Below are 16,919 nucleotides of genomic sequence, written 5' to 3' on the forward strand. Positions count from 1 at the left end.
AAAGTATAACTATATATTAGATTTTAAATAATTTATTGCCTTTTTTCTCTCGAGGTTAAGTTTTTTATTGACACTATCATAATCAATTTCATTAGATAATATTGAAGATAAACTATCTAATGATAGGTTATCTGAACGTTGGGAATCAAGACCAAATAAACCTAATAAATATCCTAGCTTCTCCTCGTTACCATAACTGTTTCCAACACTTTTTCTAATTATTGTACAAAATTGTTTATTGTTTATAATAGAAAATATTGTTCCATGAAAAGTATCAGTAACAATGGACTCAGCATCACGAAAATAAGCTAAAACCTCAAACGGGTCACAATCAATAAATTTATCACAACATTCTTGGACTCCGCCTATACATATTACCTTAGCACCTTTATTTCTAGCATATTCCTTAATCATTTTATTTTCTTCACTAGTAAGCCTGCCAGAATATCCATAAACTATAATATATTTACCTTTGAATAGACGATTTTTGGGAATTTTCGATTCTAATTTCATATAATCATATGCTAAAACAGGATCTACATTTACTGAAGGATTATGGCCAGTGAGTTTCTCTATTACACTGCGAGAGTTTTCATCTCTAACGGAGATTTGAGCAAATGCCTGAAAATCTTCCTTTAACATTTCACCAATTGAATACTCATTTATTTTTTCATATGTCGTATTACCAAAGGACCCTGCATACGAAATAACTTTCTTTGCTTCAGAATTATGTCCAAAAAGATCTCTAGAAAATCCAACATTACTATTTGATTGCACACAATTAAAAACCTCATCACTACCAATAACTTGTACATCAACTTTATAATTATAATTAGGTTGTTCAGTTAAACCGAGAAGCGGAAAAAAACGGTTAGCATATGTTCTTTTGTGATTAAAAAAGCGAATCTTATCTATTAATTTAGCACTAACTTGATTATATTCTTTAATTTTACTAATCTTTCTACTGAAACTACTTTTCCTCTCAGCAATATCAGTTTTAATTAAAGGATCTCCCGGACGATAATCTAGAAATTGCACCTCAATATTCTGATCAGACGTTTCTATTAACCGCTTTAAGGCATAACCCTGTAAGAATGATCCATAATTATAGATTCTTTGCATTGACATAATTCCTACTGTTTTCATTCACTTGCTCCTCATTAAATCTTTAATAATTATTTTGAATTGATCGATAAACTGCGTATTATTTGACAAAAAACCCTCATTGGTATCCGAGAAATTTTTAATAGTTTCATATAAGTCTTTTATATTATCAACCAAGTATATTCCATAACCACGCTCTTGGATTCTCTTTGCAAAATCAAATTGATGATTATTTACATGTTCATCAAACTCAAATTTCCTAGGCACCACAATCGGAGATTTATGCTTTTCTAAAACACTTAAAAAGCTAGCTGGCCCTCCATGAGTAATTACTATACGAGACTTTTCAATGTAATTTGTCATTTCATCAAAACTTACAAACTTTGTCCACTGACAGTGCTTTGGCTCGTAATCTGAATAACCTGTTTGAATAAAGACTTCATCATCAATTTTTCCATTTGCTTTTAATTGATCCATTTCCATAATTAATCTGTTAAATTGTTGTTCATGTGTTCCAACTGTTACAAATATCATTTAGAAAATACCTCCTAAATTTATTGCTTTAGGATATACTTTCTTCATTTCTTCCCATTGAACAATAAATTTGTCAGAAACAGGATATACTAATTTTCCAGTAAGAGTTGGTGAATCAATTCTATCAAACACCTCTATATACACTGTTTTACAACCAAATAACTTTCCTAGATAAAAAAAAGGCACAGCAACAGCGGCACCAGAGGAAATAATAATATCTGGCCTCTCTTTTTTTAAGATTTTAAAAGCTAAAATTGTATTTCTAATTGTGTTTTTTACATTACGATTGGTTGGGTAGTAACATGGGTACATTTTTTCATTTTTTAAGATACTTTTAGCATCACTTTTGTCGAAGGTAACCCAAAATCTCTCTTCATTTTCCCAAAAAGGTTTTAACATATGAAGATGCGTTAAATGACCTCCACTTGAACCAACTAAACAAACTTTCATAATATTATTCCTCACTAATTACCCTATTTATTTTAAAATAATAATTATTATTAAATATTAGAAGTATCTTTAATAATTTAATTTCTACTCAATTATCTGCTAATTAGATTATCCCTACGAAATTAAAATGCATTTTTTGATCCAAATAACACTAAAACTGTTCTCAACATAATTTTAATATCTTTCATAATAGATCTCTCTTTGATATAGAGCAAGTCCAACTCTACCATCTCTGAAAACCCAATATTACTTCTCCCGCTGACTTGCCACAACCCTGTACACCCTGGCACTACTAATAGTCTTTGTTTATCATATGAGGTATATTCGGCCACTTCTCGAGGAAGAGGTGGTCTCGGCCCTACTAAACTCATTTCGCCCTTCAGCACATTTATCAACTGCGGTAATTCATCTAGACTAGTTTTTCGTATAAACTTCCCCACTTTAGTTACTCGTGGATCATCCTTCATCTTAAACATTGCACCAGAAACCTCATTTAAAGCTAATAATTCTTTCAATCGCTCTTCTGCATCGGAGGCCATCGAGCGGAATTTATACATATAAAACTCTCTTCCATCTTTTCCAACTCTTAATTGTTTAAAGAAAACTTTCCCTTTTGGGTCTTCTAATTTAATTAAAAGACCAATAATAATAAAAAGGATACTTAGAACAACTAATCCACAAAATGAACCGATGATGTCTATTGATCTTTTCATTACAAGGTAACTTCGAGCTGTATTTACACATATATTTTGTTTCTTTTCTAAATACAGAGATTGATCCTTATAAAATTCAGACATCACTATATCACCTATCCTTTAATTATTTTTCTTTTATGTATTCTATAGATAACTAATAAAATATACATTTTTTTACTATTAGTTATCTAGTAAATTATTAGATTAAAATATCCCTAAAAATTTCTTTCTTTTTATCCGTTCAGGAATTTCTTTAATTATATTCTTATCTTCCACTAGAAATTGGGCATTTTCTTTAAAAAGATAGATATAATCCATACCATAATTCGCTTCTATCATATCTAAAGCTTCAGCCATTTTAAAAGTTCTATTGTGGATATTATGAGCATCGGATGCAATAAAATGGGTTAAATTGTATTCAATCAACTGCTCTGAAAATTTTTTAACATTCTTTCCAAAATACCCCGCCACGCTAGATGCCGTTACTTGAGTCAATGCACCACCTTTTACGAACTGATAAAGAAGATCAGGCTTTTCCTGCAATTCTTTATTTCTCTCCGGATGTACAATTATTGGAATAATACCCTCTGTTTGCAATTCATACAATAGCCTTTCTGCATATTGTGGCACAGAGGAAGAGGGGAATTCTATGAAAAGATATTTTGTATGATTAAGTGTTAGAATTTCTTCTTTATTATAATCTTCTATCACTTCTCCATAAATTCGTACTTCCTGACCAGGAAGTACGGTAAGAGGAATATTCTCTTGTTTTAATACTGTATTTAGCTCATTTACCTTTGTAAGAATCGAAGATTTCAAATTATTAAACTGATTATTCTTATGATGAGGTGTAGCAATGATTGATGTTATGCCTTCGTTCACGGCCGTTTTTGCCATCTTTATGCTATCTTCTATTGTCTGTGCCCCATCATCAATTCCAGGTAATATATGACTGTGGATATCAATCATTGGTTCTACACCCCTCTATTATTTTACTAACTTTTTCTATAACTATATTAAGTGATATTTTCGTAAGCAATTTAACTGATTGTTAATTTGTGCCGTAATAATAATAACTACCTTTTTTGTCCGCTTTTTTATTATTTAATACAACACCTAATATTTTTCCCGTCGAAGCAGCAAGCTGCTCTTTCGTTTTCACCACAGCTTCTTTATCCGCTTTCCCGCTCCCTACTACTAAAATACTTCCATCACAAAGATTGGCCAGCACTTGTGCATCGGTTACGGCCATTACTGGCGGTGTATCGAATAAGATAATATCAAATTCTGCTAATGCTTTTTCCAAGAAATGGCTCATCGCTTTTGATCCTAATAGCTCAGAGGGATTTGGCGGTATTGGCCCACTAGGAAGAACATATAAATTCTGTTCATCATCCTGATGAACAGTTTCCATTAAATCCATTTGGTTCGTTAATATGGAGGTCAATCCAGCTGTATTATTTAAATTAAACGTATAATGAACAGTCGGTTTCCGTAAATCTGCATCTACTAACAATACAGTTTTTCCCTGTTGTGCGAAAACTACTGCTAAATTTGCCGTTGTTGTCGACTTTCCTTCCCCTGGTCCCGAGGATGTCACTAATATTGAACGGATTTCTTCATCCACGCTTGAGTAAATGATATTTGTTCGAATATTTCTATATTGCTCAGAAATCGGTGATTTCGGATCATACTTTGCAATCAGTTTTCGTCTATTATTAAGAGCTAATCCGCCCTTTTTTGCTCGCTTACTTGCTGCCAAGTAAATCCCCCCTGCTTCTTCCTTTTTGTGTACCTCTAAGTTTTGCTTCAAAACTTTCATCAATTTTTGTAATAGCTCCCAGTACTGGTAACTCTAGCAATTTCTCAATATCCTGCTCTGTTTTCACAGTATTATCTAAGTACTCAAGTAAAAATGCTAACCCTGCACCTATCAATAATCCTACTACTGCAGCTATGGCAATATTCAAAGGAGGGTTAGGGCTAACAGGAGATTGATTCTCTTGATCTTCCGCTAGTGGCAATACGGTTACATTATCAATACTCATAATATTCTTAATTTCTTTTTCAAATACTTCTGCTGTTTTATTGGCAATCTGTAAGGCAACTGTTGGGTCAGCATCTGTAACTGCTACAGTCATTACCTGTGAACCTTGTGCACTTTCCACTGTAATTTTACTGTTCAATGTTGACACATTCATATCTAAATTCAATTCATCTTTTACAATATTTAAGATAGCTGCACTTTTTAAAATAACACTGTAGGTGTTGATTAATTGTACGTTTGCCTGTACTTCCCCAGAATTTAATACAGCGTTTGAGTCATCCTTTGCTTGGTTAACAAGAATTTGCGTCGAAGATTTATACTCAGGCGTAATAATAAAATAGCTTACAACGGCACTTACTATCATAGCAACTAATGTAATGGAGATAATAAGTGATACTCTTTTCTTTACTGTATCAAATAATTCTTTTAGACTAATAGTTTCTTCCATGACTTCCTCCTAGAAAAATATAAAAACCAAAAATATTATATCATATATCGTTGCATATATTGTCATTTCTTGTCATAATTTTAAATGAAATGTTTTTACGTGTTTTACTATACCAATTAATTTACATTTTTGATATATATTTTTTTAAAAGGGAGAACTTTCCTATCTAATGTACTAATTTGGTAGATTACTAAACGACTATACTAAATTTTTTAGGAGGTTTCAATGAAAGCTATTATTCTATCCATCCTCTCTATTATTCTCGTGCTCATACTTATTATTGGGAATACCCATTGGAATAATCGAGAGGTCAGTCCTTTAACTAACAGCCATCCTACTAAAGATGCAGAAGTAAAAAATAAAGACCAGGAAGAACATAAAGACCAGTACTTTAGTCTTGACTACTATATGAGTTTCGCCAAGTCTTGGCCTGAGAGTGCCCAGCAAGTACTGGAAGAGAAACTTGCTGATAAACAAGCTTTTCATATCTTATTAGTTGGTTCCGAGGAAATTGGCGATAAAGAGCTTGGGTTAATTACCCCATTGCAAGAAGCGTTAGCTAATAAATATGATAAATACGTAACCATTGATAGCATTACATATAATGAGACATCATCTGATTATGTAAATAATAATGAATATGAGTCTATGATTGATAAGAAGCCAGATATGGTCATCTGGGAACCTTTTTTGTTGAATGATAACGGTGTAGTTGATATTTCTACAACCTTATTGAATGTCAACCAAGTGATAAATGAAACAAAAGATGAACTGCCAGATGTAACATTTGTTTTAATGCCGGCACATCCCCTGTATAAGGCAGGTCTTTATCCTATGCAAGCGAATGATTTGCAAAAGTTTGCAGAATCGAAGGAAATTTCCTATTGGAATCATTGGGAAGCATGGCCTGATAGCAATGATTTAAAACTTAAAGATTATTACGTTGAGTTAGGTGATAAATCAAAAGCAAATGAACAAGGCTTTAAAGTTTGGAGCAGCTATCTGGCTAAAAAACTTATTTCTGAATAAACTCTTTACTAACTAAAGCGAGAATTTCTCGCTTTCTTTCTTAAGAATCAATTCTTTATAACGCACATGAATAGTATATTATCACGATTTCTGAATATTTGTAAATATTACTTTATTCTCATTTCTTCTTGTAAACGCTACCTAGTTTCTTCTATTATATTATATATTTTACTTACTCATTTAAAGAATGCTCGTTTGCTATAATTGGCTGGCAACATGATGAAGGAAAATGAAACTCGATGGGAGGAATAAAAGCTTATAGGAAGGTTTGCAGGGAAAGTAGGAAGAAAGGGGGGGTACTTTCCCTTTATCAAAGTTCAACTATGTATCATTTGGGTGCTCATGCATCTATTTGATCGTTCCTTTACTGCTTGTTTTATTATTAAGCATATCTTTTTCAAAATCATCACTAATTAAGTATTCCACGCTTGTTCCTAGTTTAGCGGCTACTTTTTCTAAGAAGTGTAGAGAGGGATTATTTTGTAAGCCTCTGTCGATGTTGCTTAAGTATGTTTTGGATACCTCCGCCTCTTTTGCCAACCTAGATAACGAATAACCTTTTCGCTGACGTAAATATCGAATTCTTTCGCCAATCATTCATTCTCCTCTTTTCCTTTAGGTACTCTTTATTGTAATCAAACCTTCCTCTTTTAATGTTTCCAAGAAGGAACAAACATGCTGCTCGCATTTTCGTTGTGTTACTTCATATTTTTCCATTAAGATAGCTACCACTCGGTCAATCGAGATTGGCTCCTTTATTAATTCCCAAATATCGCCTCCAATATGACCTAAATTATAGTATTTGCTATTCGCAATGCTTAACATTACTTTTTCTCCATTCATATCACTCACAATGTGTCCTGGAGTTTGTACAACGATAGTCTGTTTATTTATTTGCGCTTGTGTTTTCCTCATTTGTCTTCTTCTCCCTTTTGCATTGTTAAAATAAGCTCTACCAGTTCCTTTGCAGTAAAGCGAGATTTCGGCCGTTCGATTTGATAAATAGAGGTACTTTCTAAGAATTTAGATGTGGTTATTAAGTGCCATTCCAATAAACCTAATGGTTGAAGAAAGCTGTTCCGAAAAGTATGCTTATACAATATTTGCAGCCGTTCAAGATTCCGTTTTTCTTTTATTTCAATCTTCTCTCCGTCCTTTTTTGTGAGCTCAAAAAGGCCAGCCAGCGGGAGACAGTTTGTTTCAAATTGCTGTTCTATTGGCACACTAAATTTCTCTTCTCGATAAGCAATCGGTTTGAAAGAAAGATTAGTCATTTCAAACTCATGCAAACTCTCAAGCCATAACTTTTGATAGGGGTAGGTAGGGATAACAATTGGTTTTCCGTCTTTATTTAATTGGACTGGAATAATGTCGTCACTTATCAATTTATAGCCTTTTTGTAAAAATGCTCTTGCTAATGTAGACTTGCCTGCGCCACAGTCCCCTACAATGGCATATACTTTCCCCTCAATCACAATTCCACTGCCATGAAGAGGAAGAATTCGTTTTTGCATGAGCAGAATACCCATACATGTACCTAATAAATAGAGGCGCATTTCATCCATTTTATTTGCCGACAATAACGTGATAGAAATGCTTTCCCCTTTTTCGATTAAAAATATTGCGATATTTGGAACATGGAAGAGAACCATATCCCTCTCTATGACAAAATAGTTATTTGCCTTTGCTTTAGCATTCCAATATTCCCGCAGGTCTTTTTCTTTAATCACTAGTTCTGGAATGACTTCTACTTTTTCTTCTTTGCATAACTCTGGCAGCATGAATTCGCTGTACACATGGCATCCAAAAGCATAATAACGAAATGCACTTTTTGTTATCATATGTCCCTCCTACGCCTTCTTCCTTATCCTATCAAAAAGAAAAGCCTCTACCTTCTTAACAGCGAAGGATGGAGGCAGATCGAAAAAATATAACTATTATGTCCTAAAAGTGGAATTGATCATTAGCTCCAGCCAAGATCAGGGAATGGCGTTCCAGTTTCATAAGTTGCATCTAACTTATTGTTATTAAATGGTCCTGCCATTGTTTCTTTTACATCTAAAACTTCTAAGTTTGGCTCTTTCCATTCAAGCTTGTTCATCTTATCACCTCCTTTCAAGTTGTAAGATCTAGTATCTTCCTACTCATCCTGCCAACTTTAGCTTTTTTAAAAACCGATACACGATAATGCTTCTAAACAATGCTCGGACATCAGGATCCACTGCGTATTCAGAAATTGCTCCTTTTTCTAGCTTATCCAGTCCCCTTTTCAAGCAACTATAATTAATATAGGAAAGAATCGCTGGATCTTTTGAAACCTCCCTAGCCTCCTGCAATAGACTCTTCCAATGGGGAATTACTCGATAAAGCCAGTCCGTCCCTTGAGCCCCTCTTATTTGCTGATTCAGTCGTATTTCATCAGGCAAATATCCTTCCGTACTTCTTCTTATCAGAGCACGATCCATTCCCTTCTGTACATACTGATCTTCTGGAATAGACAAACAAAAACGAATAACTCGTAAATCATTTGTCGGGTCTCGACTGATTAATCCATATTTCAGCGAAAGTTTGGTCATGAATGTATTGGAAGCATTCCAGTGAAATAAGTCATCAAAATGCCTTCTCCTTTGCTCAAATGCGTTTAATTCAGAAAACCATCCTGTTGCATCAATTCCTGCTTCTGCTAATTTCGTATATATGCTTGTTTTCGCTGCAAACTCTGGCTTAATCAACGGCGGCGGCCCTCCCGTTGTATATTTCTTCCTTTGCTGATTTAAAAAAGGAAAAGTTTCTCTAAGCACCATCGCAGCAACCCTTTTCCGTGGTCTTGCAATGTTTTTGCTATATGCCTCCACTTCTTTATAGAGTTTAAGCAATCTACATTGTTTTAGTAGAAGAGGAAGATAATCCTGCACTCCTCCCCACGATATAGACAGGTTTCCTCGATTTCCATTCAGAAGAATGCCTATGTCCCGTTTTTGTGCCTCTTCAAAAATCCCCTTAATCCAAAAGGAATTTTCAAAAAACTTATAGGGCATTTCCATTATTTCTAAAAATTCGTCTAACTGTGTGTAGGAATCTTCCCCTTCGAAATCCAGGTAATGATCCTGTAAATGGCCAATATAATTCACTGTTTTATTTACAAAGGCTGATTCATTGGCTACTAAATTCTTCGGACCAAATGGAATAAAGTCTTTTGGTGGTATATAGCTAAAAGTATGTAAGCCAGCATCTCCTCGAAGATGTTTGGCTGCCAAGCTGACAACCGACCCTGAATCCAATCCACCACTTAACTGAGACCCAACTTTTTTATAGGTTCTTAGCCTTGCTTTGACAGCTGATTGATAAACCTCCTGAAACGCTTCTACATAATCATTATCAGTAGGTAGATGTATTGGTTTTACTTCAGAGCTTATCTGACTATATCTCTTTACTTTTTTCCGTCCTTTTTCAATTGTGATGCTATGTGATGGCGGCACTTGCTCAATCCCGATAAAAGGCGTAATGGAAGAATCAACCGTATCTACTACTCCAGCAATAGCTAAATATTCAGCTAGCCATTCCTCATTTAACCGCTGCTTGACATTTGGTAATTTCAATAACGATTCTATTACCGTTGAGAAGTAGAACTGCCTTTCCTTATACACATAATATAAAGTTCTGCTTCCCGAAAAGTCTCTTGCACCAAATAACTTTTGCTGCCTTTCATCCCAAAGAAAAAAGGCAAAATCTCCAATCAGATATTTCGGAGTTTCTTCCCCCCATTTAAGATAAGCAAGAAGAATTAACTGCGTATCAGAAATAATTTGCTGCAAAGAGCGATCAACCTGCAGGGATTGAAACAATTCCATTCGGTTATCAATAATAGAATCAGAGGTGATTACCACTCCGCTTGTTTTATCAAAATAAGGATTTCTCTCTCCAATTGATTCTGGGGTAATCCACTGTGCATGACAGCCAAGAAAAATATTCATCCTGCTATATACTTGAATATCATCGGAAGGGAATCCTTGAAACCCATTCATTATTCTCCTAGCATGCTCTGTTGCTATGCTCGCTTGATTTTCATATAAGATTCCAGCTATACCACTCATTTATTGTGTTTCACCCTCATTTATTCTTAATAAAGAACGAAAATCTTAAAAAAATACGATTACTAAGTAATGTGCTCCTAACAAATTCTTTATTAAGAACATATCATACTACAGACTTCCTAGCAATACCTGTTTATAAAGTTATTGCCAGATTTTTATAGGTTATTCCATTCATTATTTGTTTCCATTCTAGTGAGAATCGATAAATATCCTCCTCAACTAGCTCACTGCCTGTCTGTACTTCAATAATTTCCATTGTACTGGTTGCTCTTAAAGCATGCTTTGTTCCTAGTGGAATATGAATAACATCCCCTGACCGAATATGCTGTAGTTGATCATCCAATACTAGGACACCTTCTCCTTTAACAACTGTCCATACCTCACTTCGTTTGTAATGAACTTGATAGCTCAGGTTCTTCCCGGTTTCTACACATATTCTTTTTGTTAAAACTTCATTTCCTTCGAGATATTTCGTATGTTCTAATACCTTATACCAGCCCCACCTTCTCTCTTCAAACATAGGTCTTTCTATTAGGTCTTTTAATATTTCCTTCACTTGCAGACTATCCTCTTTATTTGTTACTAAAATTCCATCCGGACTTGCCGCCACCACCACATCATTTAAACCTATTAGTGTAATAGGGATATCCAACTCATTTACAATATGAGAATTGGTTATACCTTTACTAACAAAGCCCTTTCCACTAATCGGGTTTTGCATTTCCTCTGTTAACGTATTCCAGGTTCCAAGGTCTTTCCAATAGCCCGTATAGGATAAAGCAATTACTTGCTCTGCCTTCTCTGCCACTTCGTAGTCAAAGCTATTCTGAGGTAATAGGTGATATTGACTTACTAGTTGCTCATATTGAATAGGATAGCCTCTTTCCAACAAGATATTAAGCAGGTATTCGATTTTGAAAGCAAACACCCCACTGTTCCATAATCCGCCACTTTCTATTAGTCTTTCTGCTTCTTCTTTTCTCGGCTTTTCCTTGAAAGTGGATACTCGCATATAACTCCTCTCTTCTTCATCAAAAGGAACCATATATCCATATTTTTCAGAAGGATAGGTTGGCTGCACTCCTATTAAAGCGAGGTCTGCATTACTTTCTATTACCGTTTTCTCAAGCTCTTTTACCTTCGAAAAAAAGTGATTCTCTACAAAAGGATCAACAGGAAGTATCGCTATCACTTCATGAGGACTGCAGCCTTTAACAGAATATAAATAGACAGCGGCTAGAGCAATTGCTGGAAATGTATCTCTTCTTGTTGGTTCTACCACAATAGGCACTTGTGTTCCAACTTGTATTTGAATCATTTCCACTTGCGATTTACTTGTTGCAATCAGCGAATCCTTGGCAAGATCATTTTTTTCAAGCTGTCCCCACACTCTTTGAACCATCGATTCCTTATTGCCCTCTTCATCGGTTAACACTTTCAGAAACTGCTTTGAACGGGCATCATTGGATAACGGCCATAGACGTTTTCCAGAGCCGCCAGACAATAAAACAAGTTTCAATTTCATCCTCTCCTTTTTGAAATTAAGCCAATGTTTGATTTCCGGCTACTTCTTGGGAAACAAGCATTTTTCTTAACGCTCCCTTTGTTTGCGCCAATTGCTTATATTCCCCTTCTTGTATTACCTTTCCAGATTCCAATACCATTACCTTATCTGCATTTCGAATCGTTGATAGACGATGAGCGATTACGATTATCGTCATTCGCCCTTTTAATTGGTCAATTGCCTGCTGAATCTTCTGTTCATTTTCACTATCTAATGCACTTGTTGCTTCATCTAATATGAGAATAGCCGGTTTTCTCAAGATGGCCCGCGCCAAAACGAGACGCTGGCGCTCTCCCCCTGAAAGCCTTATTCCTCTATCTCCAATAACCGTATCCAATCCTTCCGGCATTTGTTTAACAAAATTCTCTGCAGCAGCAAATGACAAAGCTTGCCATAATTCCAGTTCTGTCGCCTTTGGTGCAACCATTAATAAATTATCTCGAATGCTGCTATGAAATAAAAAAGGCTCCTGAGCAACATAACTAATGGAATTCCGATATAACAGCAACTCCTCCTCTGTTAACGATTTTCCGTTTACAAGCAATCTGCCTTTTTCAGGCTGCAGCAAACCCATTACTAAATCGACTAATGTCGTCTTTCCCGCTCCTGACGGCCCAACTATAGCAGTTGTTTTCTTAAGCGGAAAATGAATATTTACGTTAGTTAATGTCCAGTCTTCCTGAGATGGTTGATAGCGGAAATAAACATGGTCACATTCTATTGCTTGTTCGAGAGTAAATGGCTCCCATTCCCTTGTGCGAAAGGTACTCCATTCTTGGCTTTTGTTACTTTCCGCTTGAACACGCAGAACATGATCTAATGCCGGAAACATGGAAACAATTTGTTCTACATTACTTTGCAAGGAGGAAAACCGCGGCCATAATCTTGAAAAAATCAAAATAATTACCATAAGCTTCTCTGGCGGCAGTTTAAGAAAGGAAAAAGAAATAGATACAAAAAGGACAATCAAGATACCAGCCATCAGCCGATAAATGAATACAGACTTAGCGTTTAAGCGAACTAAATTCATCACATTATAATGAATTAAATGAGACTTAGACTGAAACCAATCAAAAAAAGATGGCTCAAGCATATTGCTTTTCATATCTTTCATTCCACTAAACTGTTCTGTAATTCCTCCAAAGTAATCGTTCATTAACTCTGTTGTTTCTTTGCCTATTGTTTTAGAATTCCTTACGAATTTCCTCATAAAAATACTAAGTAACCCACCAATAATTAAGACTATGCTTGTTAAGGATGGTGATAAGAGAAAAGCCAGCATTATTTGAACAATAGTAAAAAATACAATGCTGATTAATTGGATAATACTATGTGTTCCCACGCCGACTCGTGATATTTCTGTTGTGAGAATATAGTTAAAATCCGACTTTCTTTTTCTCAGCATATATTCCCACTTCACTTTGATAAGTGATTCATATGTCTCTAGTCGCAGCTGTTTAATAAAGTTCTGCTGGATATCTGTATTTAAAATCGTTTGACTCCGTTGCAGCAAAGCCTGACCACCTATCAATAGAAGATAAATCAATAAGACAGAAGTCAAATTTAGTTGAAATGGCAGCTTTTCCATTGCTGCTACTATTAAAGTAATAGGAAACAGATCATTTATCTGCATATTCAACAATCCAATAACAGAAAGCATTGGTATTAAAAGATAAATGCTAATTCCTTCAAGGGCACTTATTAGAATGCTAAGAAAAATATTAAGATACATCTTCGTTCCAGTAACTGCCTGCAGTTTCTTAAAAAAAACAATAAGATTTCTCATTTTCTAAAGTCTCCTAAGTGAAACTTTTTGCTTTAAAATTACTCGCCACAGCCATAAAATTGGTCTTAATGGAAGATAAAGAAAGTGCAATGATTTTGGTAAAGGAAGCACTTCTGCATCCCATGAATTAGCATAGAATTTCCGAATGATGTAAGCTGCCTTCTGCTTAAATGGTTTCATCATAAATAGATACTTTTTTCCTTCCTTATCCCATATCTTATCTGGAGGATGAAAAAAGTTGATTCTTTCTCTCATGAATAGAAAAGCTTTTTGTGCAAGTCCCTTCGATTGCTTCTTTATCTTTCTCTGATACCTTTTTGGGCTTAATTGTAGGTTTTCTACTAAATAGAGCACTTGTTGATAGAGGTGGCAGGATTGATTTTCCATAAAGGCCTTTGGACAATTATTAATATCTTCTTCTCTCTTCAGCAGTTGCACAATATCTACTAGCCACCGAATACGAAACCAGCCATGACGTGCCCCATGTGTAACAAGATAATAGCACAATATTTCCTCACCTAAAGTATGGAATGCTGTTGACCCTATAGACAATGTTTTGCGATTATTCCATAAGTCTTCAAAGCTCGGCTCTTTACTAGGACCGGGATGAAGTCTCCAATGCACTTCCACTTTGCAATTTTTCTCTTTATGAAGGAATTCAAGATGATGGTTTCTTTTTTGCCAATCTTTTAATTTTCGTGGTGGTTCATACTCCATTTCATATCCCTTTGCTTGCAGTATTTCTATCGTTGACTTTAAATCTTGAAAGGAAATCAGAATGTCAAGATCGTTGGAAGTTCTGGAAGATAAGTCTCCGTACAAATAATAGGAAAGAATTGGTCCTTTTAAAGTCAGCATGCGGATCTTATTCTTCGTTAATGCAGTTGAAATATTATCTAGTTCTTTGATTAATTGAAGCATTTTGATTGTATTGTCTTTATATAAATCCTCTACTATTTTGACTACGTTGTTAGGTAAATAGGGAGAGTCTATACTAGACAGTCTTAAATAGATGGATGGATACACTTTATGAAAATAAACCAGCTGAAGAAACTCCTTCCAATCTACCTTTTTATAAAATTCCTCTATCAGTTTTATGGAGTCTTCTTCCTCATTCAATAGCCTTAATAACAACTGCAGTTCATTGGAACAGCTATACAGATCAATTTCTTCTGATCCCTTCATTCTTTTCACCTCTTTTACTCATACCACTGGCAAATGTATTCACAACGGTAAAACGTTGTTTACCGCGTGCACCTGTCACATAATGCGAACCACTTCTAACCCATGCATGTGCTTCCATTTTGCCTGCTGGGTCCCTTGCGATACCTAGATATAAAGTGGTTGGAATCTTTCTTCTATTTAACATTCTCGTTGCTGCAATTGCTTGGACAAGGCAGGCACTTTCCCAAAATGTATATTTGCTCATCGTCTCAATCGCCAATGATACATCTTTTATCATCTTTTCATTGCCATTTACCTGAACTTCCGTTTCCATCGATTCTTCACCCAGACTAGGAGCAACTTTCGCGAATGGCAATAGTTTCAAAAACCTACCTCTTGCCAAAAAAATAAATGCCTCCATCATTAGGCATTTTAGTTTAAAATCCATTTTGATAAATTTCTTGACTTTCTGTATCACTCTAGGCATCCTTTTAAATCTACCTTTACTAGTAAATTATCTGCTAATAATTCTGCTAAAAAATATTCTACTTGCTGCTCACATTCTTCTTTTGAAACTTCATAGTCCTCCATTAACATTGCTACGATTTGCTGCTCACTTATCGGATACTTACAATATTCCCATATCACAGTCCCTATTTCTCCAATCTTGTAATACGTATTATTTTGCTGATTCCATATATACATTTGGCTATTTAATTCTTTCCATGTATTTTCTTTGTTAACTTGATAAAAACAATCTCTCGCTAACTCCTCATTTAATAACATCATCATCGCTCCTAACTGATTGATTGTTTCTTTGTCCAGTGAACGTCTGAAATGATATAAGATTTTACTACATTGATATTCGTTGTCTTTTCCCAAATTTGCTGTTTGTGCGCTATTTTTTCCTCTATAAACTGTTTGAATTCTGTCCGAAACCGTTCCGGAGAGAAATTCAAAGCATACTCTCGACAATGGACTGGATTGAATGGTAATCGTTCGAATTGCTCCACAGCCCTTCTTATCGCTTCTGGTGTTTGTTCATAGAAGAAATACCCAGTTGGATGAAGCGATTCATTGTATCCTTTTACCGTTTCTAAGGATCCCCCTTTTCCATAAGCAATGACTGGCGTACCACAAGCCTGTGCTTCTAGAGGGGTTATGCCAAAGTCTTCTTCCGCTGCAAAGATAAAACCTTTTGCCCGCTGCATATGGTCTTTTAACACTTCAAAGGATTGATAGCCCATCAAGTGAACATTTGAACCTGCTTTCGCCTTAATTTTTTTAAAATCCGGACCATCCCCAATTACGATTAATTTCTTATCTGGCATCAGAGAAAATGCTTCAACTATTGTATCTATTTTCTTGTAAGGAACCATCCTGGAAGCAGTAAGATAGAAATCCTCTTTGTCTGGATAGAAGCTAAATCTAGAGACATCCACGGGCGGATATACCGTTTGTGATTCTCTTTTATAAACCTTCCAGATTCTTCTTCCAATAAAATCAGAATTAGACATAAAAAAATCTACACCATTTGCTGTTCGATAATCCCAATTACGAATTTGGTGCAGTAGAAATCTAGTTAAATATCCTTTTATTCCTTTATCCATCCCTGCTTCTTTTAAATATTGGTGCTGAAGGTCCCAAGCATAGCGAATAGGAGAATGAACATATGAAATATGAAGCTGATCTGGTCCAGTTATGACCCCTTTTGCTACAGCATAGGAGCTAGAGATAATGAGATCATAATTAGATAAATCTAATTGTTCAATGGCTAATGGCATTAAGGGAAGATACGCACGATACTTCCTTTTTGCAAAAGGAAGCTTTTGAATAAAAGTCGTGTTCACTTTCTTATGTTGAATAAAATGCCGATCTTTCTCATCTAAGTAATCGACTGTACTGTAAAGGTCTGCATCTGGATAAATCTTGAGTATCTCCTCTAGTACTTTTTCTGCCCCATTATAAACTACCAGCCAATCATGGATAATTGCTGTTTTCATG

19 protein-coding genes are annotated in these 16,919 nt (G+C 35.2%); 1 reads left to right on the forward strand and 18 read right to left on the reverse strand.

Annotated features, from left to right (window positions below; genetic code table 11):
• Positions 1-9 precede the first annotated feature (9 nt).
• The 7 genes from NSQ89_RS19820 to NSQ89_RS19850 all read right to left on the reverse strand — a co-directional run bounded on the left by NSQ89_RS19820 (position 10) and on the right by NSQ89_RS19850 (position 5,278).
• Positions 10-1,146: a polysaccharide pyruvyl transferase family protein gene (locus tag NSQ89_RS19820; RefSeq protein ID WP_341133111.1), complete on the reverse strand. Its 1,137-nt coding sequence runs from the start codon at positions 1,144-1,146 to the stop codon at positions 10-12.
• Positions 1,147-1,638 (reverse strand): PssE/Cps14G family polysaccharide biosynthesis glycosyltransferase, encoded by a 492-nt coding sequence (pssE, locus tag NSQ89_RS19825; RefSeq protein ID WP_341133112.1) that lies wholly within the window; start codon positions 1,636-1,638, stop codon positions 1,147-1,149. It lies immediately after the preceding gene.
• Positions 1,639-2,088: a PssD/Cps14F family polysaccharide biosynthesis glycosyltransferase gene (gene pssD, locus NSQ89_RS19830; protein WP_341116641.1), complete on the reverse strand. Its 450-nt coding sequence runs from the start codon at positions 2,086-2,088 to the stop codon at positions 1,639-1,641.
• Between the two features lie 122 nt (positions 2,089-2,210).
• Positions 2,211-2,885, reverse strand: a complete 675-nt coding sequence (locus tag NSQ89_RS19835; protein WP_341133113.1) for a sugar transferase — start codon at positions 2,883-2,885, stop codon at positions 2,211-2,213.
• A 102-nt stretch (positions 2,886-2,987) separates the two neighbouring features.
• Positions 2,988-3,752: a tyrosine-protein phosphatase gene (locus NSQ89_RS19840; RefSeq protein ID WP_341133114.1), complete on the reverse strand. Its 765-nt coding sequence runs from the start codon at positions 3,750-3,752 to the stop codon at positions 2,988-2,990.
• Between the two features lie 82 nt (positions 3,753-3,834).
• Positions 3,835-4,545, reverse strand: coding sequence for a CpsD/CapB family tyrosine-protein kinase (locus NSQ89_RS19845; RefSeq protein WP_341133115.1), 711 nt, complete (start codon positions 4,543-4,545; stop codon positions 3,835-3,837).
• The gene (locus NSQ89_RS19850; RefSeq protein ID WP_341133116.1) at positions 4,532-5,278 is read right to left on the reverse strand and encodes a YveK family protein; all 747 of its coding nucleotides are present in this window, start codon (positions 5,276-5,278) and stop codon (positions 4,532-4,534) included. The genes NSQ89_RS19845 and NSQ89_RS19850 overlap by 14 nt, the downstream gene beginning before the upstream one ends.
• Positions 5,279-5,503: 225 nt before the next feature.
• Between NSQ89_RS19850 and NSQ89_RS19855 the strand changes: the two genes are divergently transcribed.
• A complete protein-coding gene (locus tag NSQ89_RS19855; protein ID WP_341133117.1) occupies positions 5,504-6,307 on the forward strand; it encodes a hypothetical protein in 804 nt (267 codons plus the stop codon).
• Between the two features lie 348 nt (positions 6,308-6,655).
• Here the strand turns inward: NSQ89_RS19855 and NSQ89_RS19860 are convergent, their stop codons facing one another.
• From NSQ89_RS19860 to NSQ89_RS19910, 11 genes are all read right to left on the reverse strand, one after another.
• Positions 6,656-6,904 (reverse strand): helix-turn-helix domain-containing protein, encoded by a 249-nt coding sequence (locus NSQ89_RS19860; RefSeq protein ID WP_053215694.1) that lies wholly within the window; start codon positions 6,902-6,904, stop codon positions 6,656-6,658.
• Between the two features lie 18 nt (positions 6,905-6,922).
• A complete protein-coding gene (locus tag NSQ89_RS19865; protein ID WP_047942563.1) occupies positions 6,923-7,222 on the reverse strand; it encodes a lasso peptide biosynthesis PqqD family chaperone in 300 nt (99 codons plus the stop codon).
• Entirely contained in the window at positions 7,219-8,148 is a 930-nt protein-coding gene (locus tag NSQ89_RS19870) for an aldolase (protein ID WP_341133118.1), read from the reverse strand. The genes NSQ89_RS19865 and NSQ89_RS19870 overlap by 4 nt, the downstream gene beginning before the upstream one ends.
• A 122-nt stretch (positions 8,149-8,270) precedes the next feature.
• Positions 8,271-8,408: a paeninodin family lasso peptide gene (locus NSQ89_RS19875; RefSeq protein WP_123258429.1), complete on the reverse strand. Its 138-nt coding sequence runs from the start codon at positions 8,406-8,408 to the stop codon at positions 8,271-8,273.
• Between the two features lie 43 nt (positions 8,409-8,451).
• Entirely contained in the window at positions 8,452-10,401 is a 1,950-nt protein-coding gene (locus tag NSQ89_RS19880; protein WP_341133119.1) for an asparagine synthase-related protein, read from the reverse strand.
• 133 nt (positions 10,402-10,534) lie between these two features.
• Entirely contained in the window at positions 10,535-11,920 is a 1,386-nt protein-coding gene (locus tag NSQ89_RS19885) for a sugar phosphate nucleotidyltransferase (protein WP_341133120.1), read from the reverse strand.
• Positions 11,921-11,942: 22 nt separating this feature from the next.
• Positions 11,943-13,751 (reverse strand): ABC transporter ATP-binding protein, encoded by a 1,809-nt coding sequence (locus tag NSQ89_RS19890; RefSeq protein WP_341133121.1) that lies wholly within the window; start codon positions 13,749-13,751, stop codon positions 11,943-11,945.
• A 3-nt stretch (positions 13,752-13,754) separates the two neighbouring features.
• On the reverse strand, positions 13,755-14,936 hold the full coding sequence (locus NSQ89_RS19895) for a nucleotidyltransferase domain-containing protein (RefSeq protein ID WP_341133122.1): 1,182 nt from the start codon (positions 14,934-14,936) through the stop codon (positions 13,755-13,757).
• On the reverse strand, positions 14,914-15,402 hold the full coding sequence (locus tag NSQ89_RS19900; RefSeq protein ID WP_144579570.1) for a lasso peptide biosynthesis B2 protein: 489 nt from the start codon (positions 15,400-15,402) through the stop codon (positions 14,914-14,916). The genes NSQ89_RS19895 and NSQ89_RS19900 overlap by 23 nt, the downstream gene beginning before the upstream one ends.
• Positions 15,390-15,707 (reverse strand): PqqD family peptide modification chaperone, encoded by a 318-nt coding sequence (locus NSQ89_RS19905; RefSeq protein ID WP_341133123.1) that lies wholly within the window; start codon positions 15,705-15,707, stop codon positions 15,390-15,392. Before NSQ89_RS19905 ends, NSQ89_RS19900 begins: the two co-directional genes overlap by 13 nt.
• A gap of 5 nt (positions 15,708-15,712) precedes the next feature.
• Positions 15,713-16,918 (reverse strand): glycosyltransferase family 4 protein, encoded by a 1,206-nt coding sequence (locus tag NSQ89_RS19910; protein WP_341133124.1) that lies wholly within the window; start codon positions 16,916-16,918, stop codon positions 15,713-15,715.
• Position 16,919 lies beyond the last annotated feature (1 nt).

The organism is Niallia sp. FSL R7-0648 (assembly GCF_038007005.1).
Taxonomy (GTDB): Bacteria; Bacillota; Bacilli; order Bacillales; family Cytobacillaceae; genus Niallia; species Niallia circulans.